Here is a 25,796-nt window from a genome sequence, read left to right on the forward strand (position 1 = left end):
ATTTAATAGATATCTTATATGGAGGCTAAGATTTACACGATAAACAGCGATCGGAAAGTGGTACTGCAATCGGAGTTATAACGTCAACTTCATTTCGTTCCGCTTATGTGATCAGTTTCAGACCAACCGCAGCCACCAAAATCATCGCGATAAACAAGATGCGCTTCGCTTCTTTCCGTTCACCGAAGAGGAACATGCCTGTTAACGTACTGCCGACTGTCCCAATGCCGGTCCACACGGCATAAGCTGTGCCCATGGGAATGGACGTCATGGCGTAGGATAACAGCGAGAAACTGAACACAAACGATACCAACATCAGTACGATATAAGGCCATCCTTTGCGAGTAGAAGCACCATTAATGCCAATCACGCCAAATATCTCACATATCCCTGCACCTACAATTGCAATCCAGGCCATTATGCTGTACCTCCTTTGGCTTCTTGCTGATCGGTAACCAGCTTCAGTCCGATTACGCCGCAGAGCAGCAGTCCAATGAGTAATACTTTGGCCAAGCGGAACGGTTCACCGAACAGGACCATTTCCGTAAGGACGGTACCCGCTGTACCAATTCCCGTAAAGACGGCATACACCGTACCCACAGGCAGCCTTTTGGAAGCAGCAATGATCAGTCCAAAGCTAATCACGATAGCAATCCCCGTCAGAGTCCATTCCCAGGCATTCGAGGCATGTTTCAGCCCGCTTACCCAGACAATCTCAATAATTCCACCGATAAATACATATAACCAGTTGCGGTTCATGATGTTAAATCTCCTTCCGGCACAACGTTTTGTACCTCTTTCAGATGATGAATCCCTTGCCAGAAGACGGGCCATGCTGCTTCCAATCGTCTCTTGTACCGACGCGAACTTCCATAGATGATCTCCACGGTAATGCCATCGAGAAATGTCATGAATGCAATGGCAGCCTGTTCGGCGGGAATGGGTGGCAGATCTCCATCACGCATTGCTCTTTGCAGCAGACGGCTCAGTGCGCGTTCCATGCCATCAATAAACGGATACACCAGATCCATCACTTCGCTATATAGAGAAAGCGGCGGATAAAAACAATTGCGCAGCATGAAGCGAGCAGAGGCGTGGGCATGGTACTCTTGTTCAAACCACTCCAGTAAGCCCTTCAGCCTGTGCCCCAGTGGCATGTCCGCATGATCACGGAAATACTCCAGAGTGTGCCGCTGCACCTCTTGAAATGCAAAGGCCAATGTGTGTAAAAACAAGTCATCCTTGCAACTGAAATGTGCATATATCGACGGTTTTTTAATCCCGACTTCATCAGCAATTGCTCTCAGAGAGGCCCCTTCGTAACCATCTTTGGCAAAATGGAACAGGGCTGCATCCCGAATGGATTGTGCAGTCATCAGATCACCTTCCTAACGGTCGTTAGGTAATTATATTTTCACACTTTACATCACCTGTCAATAAAAAACCACCTGCACAGTTGAGTGCAGGCGGACATCACAAGTATGAATGTGCTTTATGTTCAAAAGGTCGTTAGACCCAGAATCAGTTGCAGTTTATACAGGATACCTTTCAAAAACGTTGTCTTCTCCTGGAACTCATCCAGGTTTAGCGTAAACTCGGCATCATCATTATTCCAAATTCGCTCAAAATAATTCGCAATATCGCGTGTGAACTTATTGTCTGGAGGTGCAGCGACCCATAGATCATTCTCCAGATTGTAATCATTCATGTTTCGGGGTGTGAAGTTGGTTGAACCGCCAAGGACAATATGATCTCCGGTTGCTTTGGCAATATAGATCATCTTGGTATGGTACTGCTCCTTGGTGGTGTTATACCAGCGGATCTGTATTTTACCGTCGGATTTATCATGCAATTCGGCGGCAACAGGACGGTTCGGAATGCCGATCTTTTCCTGACCAAAGGCATTTTCATTTGGATCAAGTACAAGCCGGATCTCGGTCCCTCGTTTGGCGGCTTCCAGCAGGGCTTCCAATACTTTCGGAGAGGCAACATAGAACATGCCCATCCATAAGGTATCACCTTTTCCAGCCTGATTGATCTCATGGAGAACAGCGTCATTCACTTTGCCTTCAGTTAAATAGCGTATTCGCAGATCTCCCGTGTTTGAATCCGTGGAAGGAGTGGTGTAGGCAGGAACCTGGCCTCCGCCTGAGATATCAAGCACAGCTTGCTCTGACTGTAGAATATCCCCAATGACCGGGCCTGTTACTTCAAATGCAATGTTCGAGTGGTAAGCACTTGCATCATGGATATTGCCGGAAGAGACAATCGCCGTCTTCTCATTAACGACAACTTTGCGATGATTCGCCTTCACATTGAGCAGTTTGAGATAGGAGCGCACAGTGACATCCGGACCATCTGTGGCCATCAGGTTCTTGATCCAGCCATCTCCGGTTTGCCCGAACCATTGGAAGAAGGTCCGCCAGACCGCAGAGTATACCGGAGTTGAATCACGCAAAGGGTCAACATCGGTGATGACCACGTTAATGCCTGCTTGTTTCATTTGTTCCAGCAACGGATTGGGTGCTGAGTTATAGTTGGTATTTACTTCATCTGTAATGAACCAGATGTCCATATCAGGATGCTTATTTTTTTTGGCAACCAGAGCTTCGGTAAATTCTGTACTGACAGGTGGGAAGTTCTGTCCCTTGTGCTGATAATTATTGAACAGGAACATATCCACCAGGACAAACTGCTCTGCTTCCTCCACAATTTGCATCATGCGCTGGAAAATCTGCTGTTCGTGCTGCATCTGTCCGTCGGAAGAAGGATACGTGAGATCATGCAGGAAATCGACTTGATCCACACGATACTCCGGACTTTCGTAGGAAATACCGGGTGGTAATGGTTTGTATGTCTGATAGAGCATAACGGCGATGAGCCATAGGGCCAATAGGGCGAGCCCTGTTCGTATGTATGGAAATTTGCCGCGTGAAGACTTGCGGTCGGATGAATGGCGGCGCAATGAGACCAACGGTGGACTCCCCCTTCTGTACATGCTGAGTTCTATTACCACATGGATGATAACGTTGACGCAGGATAACCAGCAGAATAACGAATGTAGCTGTAAAATGCATATAGCAAAATTGGCAGGAGGCAATCGACAGGTGTCTGAGCGTTGTGTATAATGAGTGTATTATTTTTGTAGAATGTTAGGGTTTTCATATGCCTGACAAGGACGGGGAACCAATGATATAACCTGTGAAATCTGGACATTTAGGAAAGAAAGTGGGTAATAAGGTGTATTCCATCAAACAAGTCGCAGCCATGCTCGATATCAGGGCGGTAACAATCCGGGCTTGGGAGAATCGGTATAATGCGGTCACCCCTGAGCGGACAGAATCGGGTTATCGAATGTATACCGAAGAGAATGTTGAGGATCTGCGCTGGTTGAAAGAACAGGTAGAGCTGCATCAAACCAATATCTCGGAAGCGGTACGGATGTTGAAAGTAAACAAATTAAACCCACCCGAGGCAGCTGCGCCTATTCCGATCATGGCCCCGGTGCCTACGATGGAAGAAGCCTACGCACGCATGGCAGATCAGATCTATGACTCGCTTTACAACTTTCAGGGTGAACGTGCCAACGGTCTGATTGATTTTGGCTTTACCATGTACGGGTACGACTCGATGTTCTATCACGTGCTGGTACCTATCCTGGTTCGAGTTGGAGATGCATGGGAGCAAGGCAGGGCTTCGGTGGCTCAGGAACACTTCATGACTCAGCTGATTTCACAGCGGTTTTATCAGTTTTTCCATCTGTTCCCGATCTATCCGCATCTGCCCAAAGTTCTGGCGTTATGTCCGGAAGGGGAGCACCATCAGGTTGGATTGCTGCTGTTCTCTCTTTTTATGCGTAAAAATGGAGCGGAAGTACTGTATCTCGGCGCGAACACACCAGAAGAGGGCATTTTCCCGATTATCCGGGAGCAGAAGATCAAGTTGGTCTGCCTGTCGATTACAAGTCCCGGGCTTCTTGAACGGTGTGATCAGCTTATAGAACGGATTAAAAACGAATTTCCGCATATTCGCTTTGTACTGGGTGGGAAGGGCTATGAGCGTGCAGAACATGCTCGTTACCCGCAATGGATCATGCCGGAGGATTCAGCAGATTGGCAGTCATGGATAGAACGTGAGTATCTCACGGATCGACCATTTGGGGCGAGTTTCGGACAAACCAATAATTAAACATAATCTCAAAAGATATGAATAGGTTACTGAATACAGGACATCCTTTGACGAAAGTCATCAAGGGATGTTTTTTTTGCGTTTATGAATGGAGTATTCTCGTAATTTGACCCGCTGGTCATTTTTTAGTTTACAAGGTCGTATAATATTTGTATTATATTTGTATAATGTTTTTGCTGTTACCCGCTTAAAGTGTTCTTGGGCGGTTTAATAATAGGTTAGGGGCTAGAGAACTATAGGAATTCCCTACATAGAGAGGTGAGTGGCATGATACCGAATCAACAACGCAAACGTGCAGCTGTTATTGGTGCGGGTCCGGGTGGACTTGCAGCAGCGATGTTATTGTCCGGTCAGGGGTACGAAGTAGATGTGTATGAGAAACAGCCAGTCATCGGGGGACGTTCTGCCAGATTGGAACTGGGTGAATATCGATTCGACCGGGGCGCTACATTTTTGATGATGCCTCAGCTGATTGAAGAGATGTTCGACGTGGTGGGACGCAAGTTATCCGATTATGTGCATATGAAAGAGCTGACCCCGCTGTACGCCCTGAACTTTGGTGACAAGGTGTTCACGCCTTCTCGTAATCGGGAAGATACAGCTGCACAGATTAAGGAATTGTTTCCTGGGAATGAGGACAATTACCTTCGGTTCATGCAAGAAGAGGAAGTGAAGTTTGGCAAAGTTATGCCATTGCTCCGTCGTCCTTTTGGCAAGCTGACGGACTATTTGCGCAAAGATGCGATAACAGCTCTGCCCAAGCTTGATGTCCACAACACGGTCTATGGGATCTTGTCCCGCTATTTTACCGATGAGCGTCTGCGCTGGGCATTTACATTCCAATCCAAATACCTTGGCATGTCTGCCTGGGATTGTCCGGGTACGTTTACCATACTGTCGTTTATCGAACATCACTACGGATTGTTCCACCCCATTGGCGGTGTGAATCGAATCTTCCAGGCCATGGCCGATGTCGTAGGAGAATACGGGGGACGTATACATACTTCCACCCCTGTGAAACAGGTCATCGTTCGCAATGGTCGTGCAGAAGGTGTGTTGCTTGAGAACGGTGAACGCATCGAAGCGGACCATGTGGTTGTGAACGCCGACTTTGCACATGCGGTGAATCATCTCTTCGAACCGGGCGTATTGAAGAAATATTCCCCGGAGAAAATGAAACGCAAAAAGTACTCCTGTTCTACAGCGATGCTGTACCTGGGCGTGGATGGTGAAGTGGATCTGCCGCATCACTCGATCTATTTCCCCGAGGATTACCGATTGAACGTAGATGAGATTACGAAGCACAAAATGTTATCAGCCGATCCATCTCTATATATTCATAACCCTTCCAGACTCGATTCGACGCTGGCACCGGAAGGAAAATCTGCTCTTTATGTTCTCATGCCTACGCCTAACCTTACCGCAGACATCGATTGGGAGGCAGAACGGCAGAATGTGCAGGAGGCCATGATGAAACGCATGGAAGGCATTCCTGAACTGGCCGACATTCGTAGCCGGATCGAAGAATCTATGCTTTTCACCCCACTCGATTGGGAGACTGAACTGGATGTGTATCGCGGAGCAACATTTAATATGGCACATAATTTGGGTCAGATGATGTACCTGCGCCCCCACAACCAGTTTGAAGAGTTGGAAAGTGTATGGTTGGTAGGCGGCGGGACACATCCGGGCAGCGGATTGCCAACGATCTTTGAGTCGGCTCGAATCAGCGTGAGGCTGATCCAGGAAGAGGATGCCAGAACAAGTTCCAAGCTATCCTCTTACGTGAAGACGGCAGAAGCCCGAGGGCATTCATGAAGCGGGCCGCCATTGTAGGGGCAGGAATTGGTGGACTCACTTCGGCACTGTTGTTGAATCGTCAAGGATGGGATGTCACCGTGTATGAACGGGGTTCACGCGTTGGCGGACGCATTGGATATGAGCAGGATGGGGAGTATCGGATCGATCAGGGGCCAACCATTGTGCTTTTGCCGGAGATGTTACTTGGCATATTGGAGGAAGCGGGCGTAGATCGTTCGAAGATTGAGCTGCTTCGCTGTGATCCGCTATACAGAGTGCACTATCACAGTGGTCGTGTCATGACCAAGATGACCTCACGTGAAGAGCAGACGGCGGAGATTGAACGTTTGTTCCCGGGAGAGAGCCGGGGATTCATACGGTTCATGAAAGATATGGACACGTTGTTTCCGGCAGGCCGGGCAGCGTTTCTGGAAAGGGCTTTTCCGCGCAAAAGGGATTTCTTCACACCATCTCTCATGTCACTCATGGGCAGATTGCGTGCACACAAAAGTGTCCGCAAAGCGGTAGGCGATTATTTTCAGCATGAGGAATTGCTCGACGCGTACTCGCTACAAAGTCTATACATCGGTGGATCACCGTTCGGCACGCCAGGCATTTATTCCCTGCTTCCCTATGCAGAGCATGAATATGGGATCTGGATGGTCAAAGGCGGCTATGCGGCACTGCCGGCCATGCTGGAACAGGAACTGATATCGCGTGGTGGACGTGTCATGCTGAACTCGGAAGTTACCGGGCTCACGATTAAAAATGGTATATGTGAAGGTATACAAACGGCAGCAGGCGCAGAAAATGTGGATGCAGTTATCTACAATGGTGATTTCCCCCATCTATCAGGTTTGCTTGGTCAGTCACCAGAGGCAGTGCGCAAAAGAAAGCCGTATCGCCCCTCTTCCGGTTGTGTATTGCTCTATGTGGGCGTGGACAAAACCTGGGAAGATACTACGACACACCAGTTCTTCCTGCCACCCAGTCTTGAAGGCAGTTTACAGGAAGTGTTCAATCAGCGACGCATACCGGCAAAGTCCTCATTTTACGTATTTAATCCGGTCGCATTGGATAAGACAGCAGCCCCTCAAGGACAGAGTGTATTATATTTCCTCATTCCGGTACCCGATGCCCAAGGTGTCGATTGGGATCAAGAGAGCGAAGCTTTGGCAGAACGGGTTCTGGAAGAAGCAGAGCAACGTGGATTCCCGGGACTTCGTGCAGCCATCAAGTGGAAAAAGGTGCGTACACCCGCTGACGCAGAGCGAGACGGGCTCTATGGGGGCGGAAGCTTCGGAATTGCGCCTGTATTGTTCCAGTCCGGTGTATATCGACCGCAACCCAAACCATTCCCCAATATACAGGGATTATATGCCGCAGGAGCATCTGTACATCCTGGAGGCGGAGTGCCAATTGTGATGCAGAGTGCACGTATGGCTGTCAATCAACTCATGAAGGAGATGGGAACATGAATGAAGCAATTTTAAACAGGTGTGAAGAGTTGATGCAAAAGGGTTCTTCATCTTTTTATCAGGCCTTTAGGGGTCTGCCCAGTCCACGCCGTGAAGCAGTATATGTCATTTATGCCTTCTGCCGCATGATTGATGACAGCGTGGATGAGCCGGAACAATCGGCCTATACGATTCACGAGATCCATGACTTGTTTGATCGTCTGGATGAAGCGGAGGGACACTTTATCTGGCCAGCTCTGAGATGGTTGTTCAGCAAATTCCCTCATCTGGATAAGGGGCCATTTTTCCGTCAGATGGAAGGTCAGCTCACGGATCTTAAAGTGACACATTACGCAACAATGCAGGAACTGGAGCATTATTGTTATCTTGTGGCTGGAACCGTAGGCGAGATGCTATTGCCTGTATTGCGGGATGATAATGGCGCGGAAGTAGCCGTAAACGGGATAGCTTTGGGTAAAGGGATGCAGATCGTCAACATTATTCGGGATGTGGGTGAAGATCGGGCCAGAGTGCGCCGATATGTTCCGCTGGAGATCATGGAGAAGCATGGTTACTCCGAGCAGGACTTTGAAGACGGAGTTGTGGATGAACGCTTTATTGCCATTATTCATGAATTAAAAGCTGCAGCATTGAACTGGTTCCGTATTGGCATGGATCGTCTGGATACGTACCCAACGGAAAGTGCGTTTTCCATCGAACTGGCAGCAGCCTTTTACTCTACCATTCTACACGCGGTTGAACGCAACGACTATGACGTATATACCAAACGGGCATATGTTAGCGATGAATTGAAACTGGAGATGCTGGGTGCGATTGTAAAACGTTACCCGATGCTGGCCTATCAAGCCTCCCGAACGGCGGTATCCTGATGATCCAGTGGCTTTACTGGGCTTGGTATGTCATTGGAGCAACCCTGATGCTGACGATCGGCGTGCCGGATGTATTGTCCTTTTCCAATGGTTTATTCTTAATCTTCTATGCGTTGTATGTGCTGGATCTGATCTATCAGGGGCGTAATCGAACAGGTCTGTCCGACCAGTCAGTCATCTGGATGAAGCCCGGACTCTGGATTTCTTCTATAATCATCTGGCTGGGAGGCATGGGTGTGGAGTGGGTAGGGGTTCATACTCACTGGCCTTTTGGCGAATATGCTTACTCGGACTTCTTCGGGATTCATCTGTTCAGTGTGCCAGTTACACTCGGTTTCGCCTGGATTGCAGTGGTTGGTAACTCGGCACTGTTAAGTGGCGGTGGTTCAACCTGGAAGGGCCGATTGCTTCGAGCAGTGAAAACCGGGTTCTGGGCGATTGTACTCGATCTGGTACTCGATCCTGTTGCGCACGCGAGAGGATTCTGGGAGTGGCAGGCTCCAGGTGGATTCTATGGTGTTCCGTGGACCAATTACATAAGCTGGTTTATCATGGGTGCATTCCTGTCCCTCTTCCTTCCGGTCATGCCGAATGACCGCAGCTCATTACTGCGTGCAAAATGGCTGTATCAGCTGTTTATTCTTCTGTTCGGCCTACTGGCCTTAAAGGAAGGGATTACGGGCAGCTTTATCATCGCCATTGCTGGCGTGCTTCTTGCCGAAGGGAGCTGGCTCTATGATTCGCGCCGTAAAATCAAAACCGTTTAATCAGATTTTTGCCTTATACAATCATTATTATCTGCTGCGTCGGCGCTTCCGATCCTTCACACTTACGGGGTCACTGGACCCGCAGGTGGACACCAGGGACAACTCCCCAATTGATCCCGCTCGTCCGGTGATCTACTTCATGAACCACAGTTCCTGGTGGGATGGTCTGCTGCTCTATCATGCGGCCAGGCAGACATCGCGGGGAGATCATTATGTGATGATGGAGGAGCAACAGCTGCAGCAATATGCTTTTTTTCGTAAATTGGGCGCGTATTCGATCAATAAGGAGAGTGCGTCCGGTATTCGGACCTCCCTGCAGTACACTGCTGAACTGCTGGATTCGGGCAAAAGAGTCTGGATTTTTCCGCAAGGAGAAATATTGCATCAGGAGGCGAGACCAATTCGGTTCCGTCCAGGCATCGGATTGCTGCTTCGCCGCTCCCCAAATGCCATTGCTGTACCCGTAACCTTATGCCATGGGATGGTCCAGCATGATTTACCGGAAATCTCGATGCTGGCAGGCCCAACTGTAATGGAAGACTGGAAGGCATGGAAGAGTGAAGAGATTGCGACCAGACTGGGCCATGTGCTGGAACGGCAGTTAGACGATCACAGATCAGAGCTTATACGGCTGGGGCAGGGAAGTTTGCCAGATGCGCTTCCGTTGATTCGTCATGCACGTTCGACAAGTGAAAAATATGATGCCACGCGAAAGCGGGTGAACCGTTAGGATGAATACACCTGAAATCTTCTGGATGGTGCTTACATGTATATTGGGCATACAGTTGCTGTTCGCTCTATGGAACGTCTCCTGTCTGCCCAAAGTGCGTTCATTCCGGGCAGACAAGATACAACCACCAGACCTGCTGGTCTCGGTGCTGATACCTGCCAGAAATGAAAGACTACATATCGAAGGATGTCTGGAAAGTGTACTCGCGAGCGATACGTCGGGATTCAGGATGGAAGTGCTGGTGCTGGATGATCGCTCCGAAGATGAGACAGCGGCCATGGTACAAGCGATTGCGGACCGCGATGCGCGTGTACGTCTGCTGCATGGTGTCGATCTTCCTGAGGGCTGGATGGGCAAATCCCATGCGTGTCACAGACTGGTTAAGGAGGCCGAGGGGGAATGGTACATGTTCGTGGATGCGGATGTGCGTCTGGAGCCAAGTGCGATTCGGCAGACCGTTGCTGCCGGTTGTGAGCAAGGGGGCGGGCTGGTAACCGGTTTTCCTTATCAGGTAACCATGACATGGATGGAGAAGCTTGTCGTACCGATGATGGTCTTTACCATCATCAGTCATCTGCCCATTTTTATGATACGCAGATCATCCAGTCCGATGTTTGTAGCCGCTACGGGGGCTTTTTTGCTGATTCATCGCTCCAGTTACGAAGCATCCGGCGGTCATGCTGCCATTCAGGCGCATCTGGTGGATGACATGAGTCTTGCCAAAGCAGTCAAGCGTGCAGGTCATCCGGTGATGCTGACCGACGTGCATGACGTAACGAATACCCGCATGTATCAGAACGGTGCAGAAGTATGGAATGGATACAAGAAAAACATGTACGAAGGTATGGGCCGCAAAGACTTACTGCTGCTTGGTACGATGTTGATGTATACACTAATGTATATTGTGCCTCCGATGGGCTTGATTATTGGACTCCTGATGGGCAGCTCGATGTCCGTTCTGTATGGATTGATAGGAACTTTATTGGGTATGGCTGTGAAAAGAGTCGCAGACCATGCTGGCGGACAACCCTGGTGGCTTGCCCTTCTGCAACCGGTCAGCATGGCCTGTGTCATTGCCATCGGACTTGCTTCATGGCAGGCAGGCCGCTCCGGCAAGGGGTATGTATGGAAAGGTAGGCGGTACAGTTGAGAGGTAACGTCATTATTGTCGGTGCGGGATTCGGAGGTCTGTCGTGTGCGATCCGACTGGCTTCACAAGGTGTGCAGGTGACCGTTCTGGAACGGCAGGAACATGTAGGTGGCAAGCTGCAGCATATTGAGCGGGACGGGTATCATTTTGACCGGGGACCGAGCACGATCACGATGCCATCCACTTTTCGTTCCGTCTTCGACCATGCGGGTGTGGCGATGGAGAATTACGTACAGCTATATGAGTTAGAACCGCGCACGCGTAATGTATTTTCAGATGGCACGGTAGTAGATTTGTCAGGCAATCGCGGGTGGATGAAGGAGCAGATCGCGGCGTACAGTCCGGAAGATGCGTCTCGTTATGATGCATTTATGGATGAGTCTGCTGCACTGTATGCGGAAGCCAACCGTCATTTTCTCGGTAAGCTGCTGCTGTCTCCTTCTGATAAATACAATCTTCAGATGCTGCGCAGTCTGCTCCGCGTGCGACCAACGGTGAAGTTGGATAAGCTGCTGCGTTCATATTTCCAGCATCCGCATACACTCGCCATGTTCGGACGGTACGCGACCTATGTGGGATCATCGCCGTATCAGTCACCTTCCATCTTTGCCATGATGGGTCATGTGGAAGCAGAGGTGGGCATCTACGGAGTTAAAGGTGGAACCTATCAACTGATCGAAGGCATGACTCGCCTGGCACAGGAAAAAGGGGTACAGATTATTACGGGCATAGAGGTCCGGCAGATTGTTGTTCAAAATGGCAAAGTAGCAGGTGTGGATACGGACCAAGGCTTCCGGGAAGCCGATCAGGTGGTTGCCAATGGAGATGTGCTTAGCGTGAATCGACTGCTGCTCGCACCGGAACATCGGAAAGAGATGAGTGATTCCCGCATACGGAAGTATGAACCATCCATTTCGGGATTTGTAACGCTGGCAGGTGTGCGAAGACAATATGATGCACTGCTGCACCATACGGTCTTCTTCCCGGAACGGTATGAGCCGGAGTTCGACCATATTTTCCGTGACCGTAAAATGCCCGAAGATCCCACAATCTACATCTGTTATTCCGGTTATTCCGAAGCAGGCATGGCCCCGGCGGGAGCCAGTAATCTGTTCATTCTGGTTAATGCCCCCTACTTGTCGGATTCATGGGATTGGGGACAGCAGACGGAACGTTACGGGGAGTATGTGTTGGAACAGTTAGCGGCCCGAGGGATTACGGGGTTGAACCAATCCGATGTGCTGATCCGATACACACCGCGAGATATCGAACGGGATACTTTGGCGCATCAAGGGTCGATCTATGGCATCTCGTCCAACTCCGTGAAGCAGACCTTTATGCGACCGGGCAACCGAAGCAAAGATGTACAAGGACTCTGGTACGTCGGCGGCACAACGCATCCAGGCGGCGGAACCCCGATCGTGACATTGTCCGGGCAGCTTGTTGGTGAACAGTTGGCATCTGAAATTTTGAGATGAGTAGGCAAAGATAGTGGTGCTCCGAGATTTAAATGAGACACTGATGTCGGGGCATCCTTTCAATAGGCGGTTTGGAACGTTATACTGGATAGAGTTGAGCTGTATTGCATATTTAATACATGTTGTTGTGTCTTTTATACAAATGACTTATATACATAGAAGCTAGGAACAGGCAGGTTATCCTGTCGATCCGCACGATTCTCACATAGGAGGTCTCATCATGAATGAACAAGAGCGAGCCGGCGAACGGCTGCTTCCCGAAGTAGCTACAGGAGAACGGAAGCTGGAGCACGTGCGCCTCTGTCTTGAGGAGAATGTGGCAGGAGAAGGGGTAACCAGCGGTATGGAGCGGTATGCGTTTCGTCATCACCCACTGCCGGAGCTGGATTTTGAAGAGGTGCATCTGGAGACTTCGTTTATTGGCAAAAAAGTACGCACACCCCTACTCATCAGTTCGATGACGGGTGGAAGCAAAACAACGGGCGCCATCAATGAGCGCCTCGCCCGAGTAGCAAACGCCAGAGGCTGGGCGCTCGGCGTAGGTTCGATCCGGGCTGCCGTGGAACAGCCGGAACTGGCAAGTACCTTCGATGTGCGTCGCTGGGCACCGGACATCCCGGTCATTGCCAACCTTGGCGCGGTGCAGTTGAACTATGGGTTCACCACGGCTGATTTCCAGCGTGCCGTAGACATTGCAGGGGCGGACATGCTCGTGCTTCACCTCAACACGTTGCAGGAAGTCTTCCAGCCAGAAGGTAATACCAACTTCAGCGGCTTATTTCAGCGGATTGAGAACTTGTGCCGCGAATTAGACGTGCCTGTTGGTGTAAAAGAAGTAGGTTTTGGCATCGATGGCGTGACGGCTCAACGCCTATATGAAGCGGGTGTTGCGTTTATCGATGTAGCTGGTGCTGGTGGTACAAGCTGGGTGCAGGTGGAGAAGTACCGCAACAATAACCCGGTACGCCGGGCGGCAGCTGAAGCTTTTGCCGACTGGGGCATTCCGACAGCGGAGTGTATTCAGGAAGTGCGTGCGCTGAACCCGGCGGGTGCTTTAATTGGCAGTGGCGGACTGTACACAGGCGTAGATGCGGCCAAAGCCCTCGCGCTCGGTGCGGACTTGGCTGGTTTTGGCCGATCTTTACTCGAATCCGCAGTCGCTTCCGACGATGCGCTGGATGAGCGCCTGGAACAGGTCGAATTTGAGCTGCGTACCGTGATGTTTGGCATTGGCGCAGGGCAAATTGAGGATTTGAAACAGACGGAGCGACTGGTGGAACGGCGGTAGATAAAACCAGAGATGGCGTCTTGCTGAACAGCTCTGACTTGTGATCTTTGTAGGCGCTGGGTTTGATGGACAAACGTCTGCTAACGAACCTGTAACATCTTATTTGGCGATTTAGGTGTTAGTTGCGAATCTAACGAATCTCACACACGCTAAGAGGCTAGAAAACAGCAATTTACAGCGGATGACGCCAAAGAAAGAGTAAATAAAGAGTCTATAGTTCGTTAGATTTTCAAGACGTATGAAAAGGGCTGAATAATGTCTCTCAGGTTCGTTAGACTGTGAGGGAAACGTGGAACGGTTCATGGAATTATTCCAATGGTTCGCTTGGTGGATATCAAAAAATGACGAGAGCCGAATTTGCAATCTTCCTAAAGGGAGATTGCATGTTTTTTTGAGAATTGATACACCCTTTACATACATTCCTCTATCACGGTGACATTCTCATTGGTTACAGTCACATAGGAGTTACCAGATAAATATTCCGTATAACCGCAAACCGTTTTGTTATAGGTTTTACCGCGGCTGTCCGTAAACTCCAGGAAGACAGACCCTTCCCCGGAAAGTTTCAGCTGTGGGGCGAATTTCACGTCTGATCCGCTGGGAACATCCTTTTCAAATATGTAAGTGGAGCCATTCTCGTTGGTGTTATACGAATCACCTTGGGCCAGGTTAGCCTGAATATTGGTGAGGTCATAGTCGGACTGGTTGTGGATCGTGATCCTTAAGTGACGAAAGGGATCGACTGCATTCAGCAAACTCTTAAAGGCGATGATGCCTATGACGATTAAGATGGCGGACAAGATAATGATTTTCTTTTTGGAGAATCGGCGACGTGTGTACAATATAATGCACTCCTTCCTATAAGTTATAAACGATGGGAAGAGATCAAAAGTTATAGATAGCATGGATACATATGAAAATTGAAGTTCAAATCGTCAGAATTACCTCATGCGCCAAGCGGGAGAACAGGATACAATAAGATACTAGCAGTGCAAAAAGGACTGCACAGAGATCCTACATAATAAAGATCACTCAACATAAGGAGGGGAAAAAGTTGAAACTTTCTCCAATGAATCAGGAAGACTATGCTAGTTTCCGCATTAAATCGATTAAGGATTTTGCACAGGAAAAAGTAGAAGCAGGCACTTGGGCGGAGGAAGAGGCGCAGCAACTGGCGGAGGAATCTTATGAACGTTATCTGCCAGAGGGCTTGAACACACCTGGAGCGTATCTCTACAATCTCGTGCATTCTGTGGACGGCAATGTGGGGTATATCTGGTTTAATATCACGGAAAATCGACGTGGAAAGGATGCTTTTTTGCTGGATATTGTGGTTGAAGAAGCGCATCGTGGTAAGGGATACGGCACAGAGACAATGGAGGCGCTTGAACAGACGGCCTTGAGTCTTGGCGTAGATCGCATTGGTTTGCATGTGTTTGGACATAATGTGCGTGCGAGCAGCCTGTATCGCAAGATGGGATATGAGGTAACGGATCTGACCATGTACAAGGAAATTAAAGGTTAACGGATAACGGATAATCTAAGCCAAAGGTATCATCTACGTAAAACGAATCATCCGCAGTAACGAGGGATTTCGGGAAGCGGATGGGACTCAGGTCGAATTGGCGAAGTTCCTTGATGCCTTGAGGTTTGTCATATATAATGTATAGGATTATCCATACCGAACAAGTAATCAATGAGGAGTTGTCATATACATGGCTTTGAAAGCTGGAATCGTGGGTTTGCCGAACGTTGGTAAATCTACATTGTTTAATGCAATTACACAAGCAGGTGCCGAATCGGCAAACTATCCGTTCTGTACGATTGACCCTAACGTGGGAATCGTTGAAGTACCCGATGAGCGTTTGGACAAATTGACAGAACTCGTTGTACCTAAGAAAACAGTACCAACCGCGTTTGAGTTTGTAGATATCGCAGGTCTTGTTCGCGGTGCGAGCAAAGGCGAAGGTCTGGGTAACAAGTTCCTTGCCCACATTCGTGAAGTGGATGCAATTGTACACGTGGTACGTTGTTTTGTAGATGAGAACATTACACATGTCGATGGCAAAATTGACCCGGTGAGCGACATTCAGACGATCAATCTGGAGCTGATTCTGGCCGATATCGAGAGTGTTGAGAAGAAAATCGATCGCTCCAAGAAAAACATGAAGGGCGGCAACAAGTCTGCCTCTCAAGAAGTAGAAGTGTTGGAGAGAGTGAAGGCTGTTCTGTACGATGACAAGCCAGCACGCAGCATGGAACTTACGGATGACGAGCTTTTGATTATACGCGATCTGCACTTGCTTACCCTGAAGCCTGTTCTGTACGCAGCCAATGTAGCTGAGGACGAAATCGGCGACGTGGCGAACAATGCCTACGTGCAAAAAGTAAGAGAATTCGCAGCTGCTGAAAATGCAGAAGTAGTGCCAATCAGTGCGAAGGTTGAAGAAGAGATCTCTGAGCTGGAAGGCGAAGATAAACAAATGTTCCTGGAAGAGCTCGGTATTGAGGATTCCGGTCTGAACCTGTTGATCAAAGCAGCTTATAAATTGCTCGGTCTGTACACATACTTTACAGCAGGTGTGCAGGAAGTTCGGGCGTGGACGATCCGTAAAGGTACAAAAGCGCCTGGCGCAGCGGGTGTGATCCACACGGACTTCGAACGCGGATTCATCCGTGCAGAGGTTGTTTCTTACGACGATCTGGTTGCTGCGGGTTCCATGAACGGTGCCAAAGAGCGTGGACAACTTCGTCTTGAAGGTAAAGAGTACGTTGTAAATGACGGCGACGTTATGCACTTCCGTTTCAACGTTTAATTCATATTTAATCTACAAATAGATATAATGTTAACCAAAAGTCCTGTTGTCTTCCCGTGAAGACTGCGGGGCTTTTGTTATATTCTGATCGTGCCGCATACTGTAATTTTGCTGGATTGTTTGCCAGCGGTGGATATAATAAAAATGAGGAAGCAGGAGGAGACGGAATGATGGAGAATCAGAATACAGTTCGTTACGACCGATCGCTTGTGGAAGCTGCGCAATTGCCTCAATATACACAGGATCTGTTACTTCTGTCCGGATTATCTCAGATCCATATGAATCAGGAAGCTCTCTTGGGCATTCATTTTGAAGCAAAGACGGATCAGGGTCTGATTCGCACGAAAGATGGACGTAAAACAATGCTTCCTATCGGTTATGAATGGGATGAAACCACGGCATTGTTGGGTCTTGAAGCGGAAACGGGGTTGCTCTACACGCTGAATGTTCATACCGGTGAGTATGGTGTAATAAACTCCAGTTTAAGCTTGTTTCTGACATTCCTGCAAAGGTATGCTTTATTCGTCAACGAATATTCCCCGTCATATGAACCGAGTGTGATGACGCTAGAGCAAGCCCAAGCCAAGTTGGCTGCTTTTCGGCGCGGTGAAGTTACACCTCCTGCGCAGAGATATTCTCCACAAGCGAGGAATAAAGCACTCAAGCAGCTGTGGTTGTTTTATACGGATAGTGATCCGGCGAGTGTTGCAAAAGAGGATACGTGGTGGAGTGTTGTGCTTGAACAGTTGGAGGACGAGATAGTATAGCGGGATGATATCATTTTCGTTTTTATAATAAAAGCAATATTGGATGTCTGTCCGATGAACTATTGCTATCCAGAAGCATAAGAATATGCTATAATTAAGAGTCGTATACCTATGTTGAATTTCATGCTCGGCTTAATGAGTTGAAGCGGGTTTGATACCGGGTACGCGATTTCTTTTATATAACTTAAAAGTAAAGGATTTGATGACGTTGTAGCGATGTTATACGTCGATCATACATGAATGTGAATACATGCTGCGGTCAGGGGATTCGTTGAGAATCCTGTGCGTTGTGGAATATAGATTATAAATGTTATGAAGAATGAAACCAAAGTAATTATTGAAAACGATATTTGCATGGACAAAATAATACGTGAGGTGACTATACATGTTGGATAAATTACAGGCGTTAGCCGACCGTTATGACAAGTTGAGCGAGCTTTTGTGTGACCCGGATGTGGCAAGTGACAACAAAAAGTTGCGGGAATATTCGAAAGAACAATCCGATCTGCAACCGACTTATGAAGCGTACAATGAGTACAAACAGGTAAGTGAGGATCTTGAAGCAGCCAAGGAAATGCAGGGCGAAAAACTGGATGATGAGATGCGCGAAATGGTCAAAATGGAAATTGACGAATTGAGCACTCGCCAGAAAGAACTGGACGAATTGATTCGTGTACTCATGTTGCCCAAAGATCCGAATGATGACAAAAACGTTATTGTCGAGATTCGCGGAGCAGCTGGTGGAGATGAAGCAGCGTTGTTTGCAGCAGATCTGTACCGTATGTACACTCGTTATGCAGATGCACAGGGCTGGCGTGTAGAGCTGATGGACGTTAATACGAATGACCTCGGTGGATTCAAAGAGGTTGTTTTCCTGATCAACGGACGTGGCGCTTACAGCAAGATGAAATACGAAAGCGGCGCACACCGTGTGCAGCGTATCCCTACAACCGAATCGGGCGGACGTATTCATACGTCAACTTCAACGGTTGCGGTAATGCCTGAAGCCGAAGATTTCGATATCGAAATTCATGATAAAGACATCCGTGTGGATACGTTCTGTTCCAGTGGTGCTGGTGGACAATCGGTTAATACGACGAAATCCGCAGTACGGGTAACACACGTGCCAACGGGCATCGTGGCGACGTGTCAGGATGGAAAATCACAGAACTCCAACAAGGAAAAAGCGTTGCAGGTTCTGCGTACACGTATCTTCGATATGAAACGTATGGAAGAGGAAGCGAAAATCTCTGTTGAGCGGAAGAGCAAAGTGGGAACGGGTGACCGCAGTGAGCGGATTCGTACGTACAACTTCCCGCAAAGCCGTGTGACGGATCACCGGATCGGCCTGACAATGCATAAGCTGGACCAGGTGATGAACGGAGAGATTGAAGATATTCTGTCTGCACTGACCATTGCTCAGCAGACTGAGATGATGGATAGAGGAGAATAATCTGTGACCCGAGCGCAGTTTGTCATGACGCCGGAACAGAGCTGTCGGGAAGCCTTCGTGGAGGCTTCCTCTTTTTTGGAGAAGTGCGGCGTGTACGAGCCGCAAAACAATGCCCGGCTGCTGCTGGAACATGTACTTGGCATTAATGGCGCCGCGTACTACATGATGCAGCCGGAGCCTTTTCCCAGCGAGCATCGCAGCCGCTGGGAGGACGCCGTCACGCGCAAGGCTGCGGGTGAGCCGGCGCAATACATTATCGGCAGCCAGGAATTCTATGGGCTGCCGTTCGAGGTCACGCCGGCCGTGCTGATTCCTCGGCCGGAGACTGAGCTGTTGGTCGAGGCTGTGCTGCGCGAAGCCGACCGCGTGTTTCCTGACGGCGCTCCGCTCGCCGTCGATATCGGCACGGGCAGTGGCGCCATCGCGGTGACGATGGCTTCACTGTGCCCGCGCTGGCAGGTCGGCGCCGGGGATCTCTCGGCGGCTGCCCTGCAAGTGGCCGCGCGGAACGCGGCCGCGAACGGCGTACAGATCGACTTCCGTGAAGGCGATCTGCTGGCCCCGTTCGCCGGGGCACGGGTGGACATCCTGGTGTCCAACCCGCCATACATCCCGGCAGCGGATATCGCCGGGTTGCAGCAAGAGGTGCGCGATCATGAGCCGCGCATGGCACTGGACGGCGGTCCGGACGGGCTTGCACCGTACCGCATTATGCTGGAGCAACTGGCGCTGCTGCCTGCGCCGCCGCAGATTATTGGTTTTGAGCTGGGCCAGGGGCAGGCTCGTGACATCGCGGCTCTGCTTGAATCGGCGGGACATTGGCCGGAAATTATCGTTGTACCGGACCTTGCCGGAATCGAGCGGCATGTCCTGGGTGTTCGTACTTCGGAACAGGTGACGAAAATGTAAGGTTCCGCGGGTTTTCTTTTTGCCGTGAAATCCTCTACAATGAGATATACCGAAGATTTCTGAATGCTTGGGGGAACATAATTACATGCTGCACAAATTTAAAAAGATAGACTATTCCATAGTGTTTATACTTGTTATTCTGATGGTTATCAGTATTTTGTCGATTTACAGTACAACGTTTGGTCGTCCGAAGCTGGAGGGACTCCCGAAAAGTGCAGTGATCTTTTATATTTTGGGATTCATCGTCTTTTTTGGAATGTCGATGATCAACTATAAATTCATAATTAAAAATTATTTATATATCTATGGCGTGGGTATGCTGTTGCTCATTTTCGTAATGTTCTTTGGTAAAGAGTATTACGGTGCAAAAGGTTGGCTGTCCATCTTCGGGGTCAGTCTTCAACCTGCTGAGTTGTTCAAGCTATGTCTGATTGTGTTTTTATCGGCCTTTTTGGCCCGAAAGAAGAATCGTCCGCTCTATTTCGGACGTGATGTCATTCCGATCTCACTTTGTGTTCTGCCGCCATTACTACTCGTATTGCTTCAAAATGACTTGGGGAATGCGTTAAGTTATGTTGTCATTCTTGTGGGCCTGTTATGGATCGGCAACATTAAATTTACGCATGCCCTCATTGGTTTTATTATTGCTGTAGCTACTTTTATCGGCGGTACACAGGCATATATTCATTATCATGATGAGATTGTTAAATTTCTGAATGACATTGGACGTTCGCACTGGGCGGATCGTTTTGACCCCTGGCTTGTACCCGAGCTGACCTCAAGAGATGTACTCTGGCAGACGTACAATGCAAAGCTTGCCATTGGTTCTGGTGGTATTACGGGCAAAGGGTATATGGAGGGCACGACAATTCAGTCGAATCGGGTGCCACTGGCCTATGCTGACTCCATCTTTGTACAGATCGGTGAGGAGTTCGGTTTCATCGGTGCCTCGGTATTGCTTCTTCTGTACTTTATTCTGATTCACAGGCTGGTGCTGATTGCACTGGAGTGTAAGGATCGTGCTGGGCCATACCTGATTGTAGGTATTATAGCGATGCTGCTCTACCAGATCTTTGTTAATATTGGCCCATTCATTGGTCTAATGCCATTGACGGGGATTACGCTGCCATTTATCAGTTCGGGTGGTACCTCCATTATGCTCAACATGATCAGTATGGGAATTGTGATGAGTATCAAGGTTCACACGGAAGAGAATGAGGATATTCTCGGCTCTGCGGAACAACCGAGTATTACCGATCTGGTGATGAAAGTACTGAGACGCAAGCCATCCCAGCAGGAGCAATAACGTTCTCTTGAATCAAACCTTGAAATAGCAACGTCAGATATTCGTATATAAGTCATTTAACGATAGAACCCTGAAACAGATCAGTCCTATTCACATAGGAATGAATGTTTTGGGGTTTTTATTGTTTTTATTGTGGGAGACAGGCCGTTGAATGGTTGAATAGTCATCCTGAAAAGATCCAGATTTCCATTTTATTATCCAATTATATACAATGGTAATATTGAGTTCAATTGGAAATCATAGATTGCTAGATTTCAGGGGGATGGACGGAGTTATGTTGAGAATGTTGAAAAAGATGGATGGTGTGATTCTCTTCGTCATGCTGTTGCTTATGATTATTAGTGTATTTGCGATATACAGCGGAACGCAGACAGATGCCACTCTGGCGAATCACCATGTCAAAACAATCTATTTCTATGTGGCTGGATTCATTGCAGTGCTCGTGATCGGGCTTGTGAATTACAAGTTATACGTGAAATATGCGTTTTATTTGTATGGGTTGGGGATTATACTGCTGATTCTGGCCAATGTCCTAGGAAGTTCGATCAATAATGCCAACGGCTGGCTGAAGCTGGGCGACAATTTTTCTTTTCAACCGGCAGAGCTGTTCAAGATGATTCTGATTCTGTTCCTCGCCCATTTGATTGTGAAGAGACAACGGGGCACGCTGAAATTTTGGAGAGATATTGTACCGATTGGTTGCTGGGCGTTTATTCCGTTTGCTCTGGTTATGGCTCAGAACGATTTGGGAAATGCACTGGGGTACGTGGTGATTCTGACTGCGGTATTCTGGATCGGCAATATGAGGCTGAAGCACGTATTGATTACGCTGGCGATTGTGGGAGTGGCATTTATTGGCTTTGTTAAAGCCTATACGTTCTATCATGATGAAGTATTTACTTTTCTTGAAAAGGTGAAACGAGAGCATTGGGCCGAGCGAATAGATCCCTGGCTTGTACCGGAAAAGGCTACATCCAAAGCCTCCTGGCATACAAAAAATGCTGGTTTAGCCATCGGTTCAGGGGGAATCATCGGTAAAGGCTATTTGCAAGGAACATCCGTTCAGAGCGGACGAGTTCCCTATACGTATTCTGATTCCATTTTTGTCGTGATCGCAGAGGAGTTTGGCTTTGTCGGTGCATCCATACTGATCCTGCTGTACTTTATTCTGGTCCACCGTATGGTGCTGATTGCTCTGACATGCAGAGATCGCGCGGGACCCGTCATCATTGTGGGTATTATCGGAATGTTGTTGTATCAGGTGTTCGAGAATGTAGGAGCATTCCTCGGACTCATGCCGCTCACAGGCATTACATTGCCGTTCATCAGTTATGGCGGCACCTCTTTGCTCATTAATATGGCCTGTATTGGGGTAGTCATGAGCATTAAGTTGTATGGACAGGAAGAGGAGGATGAACTTCTCATGGGGGAGCAGCCACCCCGGGTGGCGGAACGTTTATGGAATATGCTCAAGAAAGAGAAAAGTGCTGTGTAACTGTTGAGTTGGTGTAGTGAAAAAGTAAAGCGGTAGAGCGTTTAACGGAATTGTTCATTTTTCGGAGGAATGAAGAGGTAGGTTGATTTGCCCTGTAACCAGGTGCAGATCAGCCTTTTTAACATGTTGGGTGAGCGGTGCTAACGAACCACATCCGTCTTATTCGGGGATTTGAAATATCGACTGGTCATTCGAGAGTCATTCGCCAGGGTCAGTCAGCACAATCTCTAGTAGATTAATTGCAAATGCTAGGTTTACTTTCGCCTCTCCCGGGCATACTGATAGACATGAGAGAGTTGCAGGTCGCGTGATCAGAGAGCCGAGGGGGAGAACGGAATGAACAGACGAATTGTTAAGCAAGTTGGACTTATTATTGTATGTCTTATGATGATGATCATGATGTGGGAAGGTCAGAAAACGGATGCAGCTGTGGCGGCTACAGCCATTCCTGAACAATCGATTCGCTTACGTATTCTAGCAAACTCGGATGCACCGGGCGATCAATTGGTGAAACGCGAGATTCGGGATGCTGTCGTTGCTCAGATGGGCGAGTGGGTAGCTGAACTGGAGAATCCGCAAAGTCTGGATGAAGCGCGCAAGGTAATTCGTGAGCATCTGTCCGAGATTGAGAATAGAGTTGGAGAAGAGCTGACAAGTCGTGGCTTGCATTATGACTATCAGGTGGAACTGGGTTCTGTTCCGTTCCCGACCAAACTATATGGGGGCACCGTCTATCCTGCTGGAGATTATGAAGCGGTTCGGATTACGCTGGGCGAAGGCAAAGGTCAGAACTGGTGGTGTGTGTTGTTCCCGCCGCTGTGCTTCATTGATGCAGGGACCGGGGATGCACTGGCGAAACCTTCAAACGTATCGGCCGCAGCAGCTGAACCTGGAGATGCAGAGGCATCTGTGCAGGGAGAGACACCGGAGGCGAGATTCTTTCTGTGGGATATGGCTGTGAAACTATGGAGTTGGGTAACTGGATTGTTCGCATAACAACGAATTTATACTATACATAAGGGTGGCTTCAATTCAGGGAGCTGCCCTTTTGATATGAATTGGTGGCGAAGTTACAGGGGCACTCATACGTAAGCAAAGTTTGAAGGGCATCCGAGGCAGGACAGGTATGTTATAATTACTTATATTGAATATGGAGTATGAAGCGAAGTGAACAAGGATGTGTATAGCGTGTAAGGTGTATTTCTCACGTGCACAAGTAACCTATTATGATGTTTAGGAATGATGGATATATGAATAGAGAGAACGAACAAGTGCAATCCACCTCAGAAATGGGAAATGACATGGAGCTTCACGACAAGGGAACTCCATCAGAGATGGTTACTGCGAATTGGGATGTGCGCGTTTTGGTAAACGCTGATCATGATCATGAATTGGGTAATATTGAATCAGCGGATGTGAAAAAGGGGAGCGCCCATCAAAGGGCGCTCGACGACTTGCAGGCGGCCGCAGCCTGCCTTCGTCAAGGTCAGACGGTGGCCTTTCCGACCGAGACGGTCTACGGCCTGGGTGCTGATGCGCGTAGCACGGCAGCCGTGGAGGCTGTATTTGTCGCCAAAGGCCGACCTTCCGACAATCCACTGATTGTGCATATCGCGCACCGTGACCAGTTGGATGCTCTGGTCACGGAAGTGAACGAGACAGCGGAAGCGCTGATGGCGGCCTTTTGGCCGGGACCACTGACGCTGGTGCTGCCGGTTAGGCCGGGGGCGGTGTCCCCGCGTGTCACCGCCGGTCTGGACACGGTGGCTGTGCGCATGCCGGACCATCCGGTGGCCTTGCAGTTGATCGCGGCGGCGGCATGCCCTGTGGCTGCGCCAAGCGCCAACCGCTCCGGGCGGCCAAGCCCGACACTCGCGTCTCATGTGCGCGAGGATCTGGATGGCCGCATCGGCGGCATCGTGGACGGCGGCCCCACCGGGGTGGGCGTCGAGTCCACGGTCGTGCAGGTCGGTGACGACGGTACCGTCACCATCCTGCGCCCTGGCGGCATTACGGCGGAACAACTGTCCGCCGTTGCCGCCCGTGTCGCCACGGACCCCGCGCTACTTGCGGAGGGGTCCGATGGCGTGGGCAGCCCGGCGCCGCGCTCGCCGGGCATGAAGTACACGCACTACGCACCCGCAGGGGCGCTGTGCGTGGTGGAGGGGCCGCCCGCGGCGGTGGCGGCCTGGATCAGCGCCGCCCTCGCAGAGGCGGCGCAGCGCGGAGAGCGCACCGCGGTGCTGGCGTTCGCCGAGCACGCGGAGCAGTACCGCGCCGATGCCGTGTTCTCGCTGGGAGATGCCAGCGAGCTGGAGGAAGCAGCGCGCAGGCTATACGCCGCGCTGCGCAGCTGCGATGAGCAAGGCGCCACATATATTGTGGCTGAAGCCTGCTCACGCGAAGGGCTGGGAGCAGCCGTCATGAACCGGCTGCTCAAGGCTGCGGGGAACCAACTCATACAAGTTGGCCAGCCCTCCTAACCTCTCCTGATCATACAGTCAGGAGAGCTACGTACTCTTTTCCAAAACAATTCACATACCACCATATCCACATGCACGCCAATCTAGCTTCATGCACCATGGATATTAAGCAGATTCGTCGCCGTTTACCTTTCATCGGTCATGTTTGGGTCCTTGTCCGCATATCGTGTACAAGAACCTTTACGTGACTTGGGGGTATGGGGATGTGGGATGTGTCTGCCCATGTAGGGCAGTTGGTAACCATTTTGATCATGGCTGTTGCGCTGGGCCTCGATGCGTTCTCGCTCGGAATCGGAATAGGCATGAAGGGCATTCGGCTGAGGGATGTATTACGAATCAGTACAGTCACGGCACTGTTCCATATCATCATGCCGCTCATCGGCATGTATATGGGCAAATACGTCAGCTCCCTGCTCGGTGACATTACGACGTATGCGGCAGGTGGATTACTTGTTCTCCTGGGTGGTCATATGATTCTGAATGCATTCCGTGAAGGGGATACCAAGCTGGTGGATCACCGGTCCCTGCTCGGCGTTGTTCTGTTCTCCCTCAGCGTAAGTGTCGATTCGTTTTCCGTTGGCGTTTCACTGGGGATGTTTAGCAGTGATCTGATATTGACTGTACTTGCCTTTGGCGTGTGTGGCGGGTTGATGTCGATTATGGGACTGCTATTAGGCCGTCGGGTGAGCCAGAATCTCGGGGATTACGGCGAAGCTATTGGTGGCGCAATCTTGCTTGCATTTGGACTTTTGTTTATATTTTAAAATAAAATGTGAGACATCATATCATTCGCATCATATGTAAAATGGGGAGGCTAAC

The 25,796-nt window shown here is 49.4% G+C and carries 24 protein-coding genes; 19 read left to right on the forward strand and 5 right to left on the reverse strand.

All coding sequences use genetic code 11. The annotated features are described in order from the left end of the window. Positions 1-103 precede the first annotated feature (103 nt). From ACTHPG_RS20605 to ACTHPG_RS20620, 4 genes are all read right to left on the reverse strand, one after another. Positions 104-418, reverse strand: a complete 315-nt coding sequence (locus ACTHPG_RS20605) for a DMT family transporter (protein ID WP_440391305.1) — start codon at positions 416-418, stop codon at positions 104-106. Continuing rightward, positions 418-759: a DMT family transporter gene (locus ACTHPG_RS20610; protein ID WP_440391306.1), complete on the reverse strand. Its 342-nt coding sequence runs from the start codon at positions 757-759 to the stop codon at positions 418-420. Before ACTHPG_RS20610 ends, ACTHPG_RS20605 begins: the two co-directional genes overlap by 1 nt. After that, positions 756-1,376 (reverse strand): TetR/AcrR family transcriptional regulator, encoded by a 621-nt coding sequence (locus tag ACTHPG_RS20615; RefSeq protein WP_440391307.1) that lies wholly within the window; start codon positions 1,374-1,376, stop codon positions 756-758. Before ACTHPG_RS20615 ends, ACTHPG_RS20610 begins: the two co-directional genes overlap by 4 nt. 122 nt (positions 1,377-1,498) lie before the next feature. Then, positions 1,499-2,974, reverse strand: a complete 1,476-nt coding sequence (locus ACTHPG_RS20620) for a phospholipase D family protein (RefSeq protein WP_440391308.1) — start codon at positions 2,972-2,974, stop codon at positions 1,499-1,501. A gap of 266 nt (positions 2,975-3,240) precedes the next feature. Between ACTHPG_RS20620 and ACTHPG_RS20625 the strand changes: the two genes are divergently transcribed. From ACTHPG_RS20625 to fni, 9 genes are all read left to right on the forward strand, one after another. Then, positions 3,241-4,188 (forward strand): MerR family transcriptional regulator, encoded by a 948-nt coding sequence (locus ACTHPG_RS20625; protein ID WP_440391309.1) that lies wholly within the window; start codon positions 3,241-3,243, stop codon positions 4,186-4,188. A 267-nt stretch (positions 4,189-4,455) separates the two neighbouring features. Then, a complete protein-coding gene (locus ACTHPG_RS20630; RefSeq protein ID WP_440391310.1) occupies positions 4,456-6,006 on the forward strand; it encodes a phytoene desaturase family protein in 1,551 nt (516 codons plus the stop codon). After that, a complete protein-coding gene (locus ACTHPG_RS20635) occupies positions 6,003-7,466 on the forward strand; it encodes a phytoene desaturase family protein (protein WP_440391311.1) in 1,464 nt (487 codons plus the stop codon). The genes ACTHPG_RS20630 and ACTHPG_RS20635 overlap by 4 nt, the downstream gene beginning before the upstream one ends. Further along, positions 7,463-8,335, forward strand: a complete 873-nt coding sequence (locus ACTHPG_RS20640) for a phytoene/squalene synthase family protein (protein ID WP_440391312.1) — start codon at positions 7,463-7,465, stop codon at positions 8,333-8,335. The genes ACTHPG_RS20635 and ACTHPG_RS20640 overlap by 4 nt, the downstream gene beginning before the upstream one ends. Further along, complete coding sequence (locus tag ACTHPG_RS20645; RefSeq protein ID WP_440391313.1) at positions 8,335-9,102, forward strand: carotenoid biosynthesis protein; 768 nt, start codon at positions 8,335-8,337, stop codon at positions 9,100-9,102. The genes ACTHPG_RS20640 and ACTHPG_RS20645 overlap by 1 nt, the downstream gene beginning before the upstream one ends. Continuing rightward, entirely contained in the window at positions 9,071-9,832 is a 762-nt protein-coding gene (locus tag ACTHPG_RS20650; RefSeq protein WP_440391314.1) for a lysophospholipid acyltransferase family protein, read from the forward strand. Before ACTHPG_RS20645 ends, ACTHPG_RS20650 begins: the two co-directional genes overlap by 32 nt. Position 9,833: 1 nt before the next feature. Next, complete coding sequence (locus ACTHPG_RS20655) at positions 9,834-10,982, forward strand: glycosyltransferase (protein WP_440391315.1); 1,149 nt, start codon at positions 9,834-9,836, stop codon at positions 10,980-10,982. Next, positions 10,979-12,460, forward strand: a complete 1,482-nt coding sequence (locus ACTHPG_RS20660) for a phytoene desaturase family protein (protein ID WP_440391316.1) — start codon at positions 10,979-10,981, stop codon at positions 12,458-12,460. Before ACTHPG_RS20655 ends, ACTHPG_RS20660 begins: the two co-directional genes overlap by 4 nt. A gap of 220 nt (positions 12,461-12,680) precedes the next feature. Continuing rightward, positions 12,681-13,748 carry a type 2 isopentenyl-diphosphate Delta-isomerase gene (fni, locus tag ACTHPG_RS20665; protein WP_440391317.1) on the forward strand — a complete coding sequence of 356 codons (1,068 nt, stop codon included), beginning with the start codon at positions 12,681-12,683 and terminating at the stop codon, positions 13,746-13,748. Between the two features lie 410 nt (positions 13,749-14,158). Here the strand turns inward: fni and ACTHPG_RS20670 are convergent, their stop codons facing one another. Next, positions 14,159-14,590, reverse strand: a complete 432-nt coding sequence (locus ACTHPG_RS20670; protein WP_440391318.1) for a hypothetical protein — start codon at positions 14,588-14,590, stop codon at positions 14,159-14,161. Positions 14,591-14,802: 212 nt separating this feature from the next. Here ACTHPG_RS20670 and ACTHPG_RS20675 point away from each other — a divergent pair, with 212 nt between their 5' ends. From ACTHPG_RS20675 to ACTHPG_RS20720, 10 genes are all read left to right on the forward strand, one after another. Continuing rightward, positions 14,803-15,273 carry a GNAT family N-acetyltransferase gene (locus ACTHPG_RS20675; RefSeq protein WP_440391319.1) on the forward strand — a complete coding sequence of 157 codons (471 nt, stop codon included), beginning with the start codon at positions 14,803-14,805 and terminating at the stop codon, positions 15,271-15,273. Between the two features lie 190 nt (positions 15,274-15,463). Next, positions 15,464-16,564: a redox-regulated ATPase YchF gene (gene ychF / locus ACTHPG_RS20680; protein WP_076332544.1), complete on the forward strand. Its 1,101-nt coding sequence runs from the start codon at positions 15,464-15,466 to the stop codon at positions 16,562-16,564. Between the two features lie 167 nt (positions 16,565-16,731). Continuing rightward, the gene (locus ACTHPG_RS20685) at positions 16,732-17,331 is read left to right on the forward strand and encodes an SUKH-4 family immunity protein (RefSeq protein ID WP_440391320.1); all 600 of its coding nucleotides are present in this window, start codon (positions 16,732-16,734) and stop codon (positions 17,329-17,331) included. A gap of 385 nt (positions 17,332-17,716) precedes the next feature. Continuing rightward, entirely contained in the window at positions 17,717-18,784 is a 1,068-nt protein-coding gene (gene prfA / locus ACTHPG_RS20690) for a peptide chain release factor 1 (RefSeq protein ID WP_440391321.1), read from the forward strand. 24 nt (positions 18,785-18,808) lie between these two features. Then, on the forward strand, positions 18,809-19,693 hold the full coding sequence (prmC, locus tag ACTHPG_RS20695) for a peptide chain release factor N(5)-glutamine methyltransferase (RefSeq protein WP_440391422.1): 885 nt from the start codon (positions 18,809-18,811) through the stop codon (positions 19,691-19,693). 85 nt (positions 19,694-19,778) lie between these two features. Then, on the forward strand, positions 19,779-20,999 hold the full coding sequence (locus tag ACTHPG_RS20700) for an FtsW/RodA/SpoVE family cell cycle protein (protein ID WP_440391322.1): 1,221 nt from the start codon (positions 19,779-19,781) through the stop codon (positions 20,997-20,999). A gap of 274 nt (positions 21,000-21,273) precedes the next feature. Next, a complete protein-coding gene (locus ACTHPG_RS20705) occupies positions 21,274-22,494 on the forward strand; it encodes an FtsW/RodA/SpoVE family cell cycle protein (RefSeq protein ID WP_440391323.1) in 1,221 nt (406 codons plus the stop codon). Positions 22,495-22,830: 336 nt separating this feature from the next. Next, entirely contained in the window at positions 22,831-23,490 is a 660-nt protein-coding gene (gene spoIIR, locus ACTHPG_RS20710) for a stage II sporulation protein R (RefSeq protein WP_440391324.1), read from the forward strand. Between the two features lie 293 nt (positions 23,491-23,783). Continuing rightward, entirely contained in the window at positions 23,784-24,977 is a 1,194-nt protein-coding gene (locus tag ACTHPG_RS20715) for an L-threonylcarbamoyladenylate synthase (RefSeq protein ID WP_440391423.1), read from the forward strand. Positions 24,978-25,180: 203 nt separating this feature from the next. Further along, positions 25,181-25,741: a manganese efflux pump MntP gene (locus ACTHPG_RS20720; RefSeq protein WP_440391325.1), complete on the forward strand. Its 561-nt coding sequence runs from the start codon at positions 25,181-25,183 to the stop codon at positions 25,739-25,741. The last annotated feature ends 55 nt before the right edge of the window (positions 25,742-25,796 follow it).

Source organism: Paenibacillus sp. SAF-068 (assembly GCF_051967555.1).
In the GTDB taxonomy this organism is placed as follows: Bacteria; Bacillota; Bacilli; order Paenibacillales; family Paenibacillaceae; genus Paenibacillus.

What these genes read in the sequence shown, in the direction of transcription:
- prfA (WP_440391321.1), top strand. Translation starts at nt 17,717, where the DNA reads ATGTTGGATAAATTACAGGCGTTAGCCGACCGTTATGACAAGTTGAGC.
- spoIIR (WP_440391324.1), top strand. Translation starts at nt 22,831, where the DNA reads ATGAACAGACGAATTGTTAAGCAAGTTGGACTTATTATTGTATGTCTT.
- ACTHPG_RS20720 (WP_440391325.1), top strand. Translation starts at nt 25,181, where the DNA reads ATGTGGGATGTGTCTGCCCATGTAGGGCAGTTGGTAACCATTTTGATC.
- ACTHPG_RS20685 (WP_440391320.1), top strand. Translation starts at nt 16,732, where the DNA reads ATGATGGAGAATCAGAATACAGTTCGTTACGACCGATCGCTTGTGGAA.
- ychF (WP_076332544.1), top strand. Translation starts at nt 15,464, where the DNA reads ATGGCTTTGAAAGCTGGAATCGTGGGTTTGCCGAACGTTGGTAAATCT.
- ACTHPG_RS20605 (WP_440391305.1), bottom strand. Translation starts at nt 418, where the DNA reads ATGGCCTGGATTGCAATTGTAGGTGCAGGGATATGTGAGATATTTGGC.
- fni (WP_440391317.1), top strand. Translation starts at nt 12,681, where the DNA reads ATGAATGAACAAGAGCGAGCCGGCGAACGGCTGCTTCCCGAAGTAGCT.
- ACTHPG_RS20650 (WP_440391314.1), top strand. Translation starts at nt 9,071, where the DNA reads ATGATTCGCGCCGTAAAATCAAAACCGTTTAATCAGATTTTTGCCTTA.
- ACTHPG_RS20645 (WP_440391313.1), top strand. Translation starts at nt 8,335, where the DNA reads ATGATCCAGTGGCTTTACTGGGCTTGGTATGTCATTGGAGCAACCCTG.
- ACTHPG_RS20635 (WP_440391311.1), top strand. Translation starts at nt 6,003, where the DNA reads ATGAAGCGGGCCGCCATTGTAGGGGCAGGAATTGGTGGACTCACTTCG.
- ACTHPG_RS20615 (WP_440391307.1), bottom strand. Translation starts at nt 1,376, where the DNA reads ATGACTGCACAATCCATTCGGGATGCAGCCCTGTTCCATTTTGCCAAA.
- ACTHPG_RS20610 (WP_440391306.1), bottom strand. Translation starts at nt 759, where the DNA reads ATGAACCGCAACTGGTTATATGTATTTATCGGTGGAATTATTGAGATT.
- prmC (WP_440391422.1), top strand. Translation starts at nt 18,809, where the DNA reads ATGACGCCGGAACAGAGCTGTCGGGAAGCCTTCGTGGAGGCTTCCTCT.
- ACTHPG_RS20640 (WP_440391312.1), top strand. Translation starts at nt 7,463, where the DNA reads ATGAATGAAGCAATTTTAAACAGGTGTGAAGAGTTGATGCAAAAGGGT.
- ACTHPG_RS20700 (WP_440391322.1), top strand. Translation starts at nt 19,779, where the DNA reads ATGCTGCACAAATTTAAAAAGATAGACTATTCCATAGTGTTTATACTT.
- ACTHPG_RS20715 (WP_440391423.1), top strand. Translation starts at nt 23,784, where the DNA reads ATGGGAAATGACATGGAGCTTCACGACAAGGGAACTCCATCAGAGATG.
- ACTHPG_RS20630 (WP_440391310.1), top strand. Translation starts at nt 4,456, where the DNA reads ATGATACCGAATCAACAACGCAAACGTGCAGCTGTTATTGGTGCGGGT.
- ACTHPG_RS20705 (WP_440391323.1), top strand. Translation starts at nt 21,274, where the DNA reads ATGTTGAGAATGTTGAAAAAGATGGATGGTGTGATTCTCTTCGTCATG.
- ACTHPG_RS20655 (WP_440391315.1), top strand. Translation starts at nt 9,834, where the DNA reads ATGAATACACCTGAAATCTTCTGGATGGTGCTTACATGTATATTGGGC.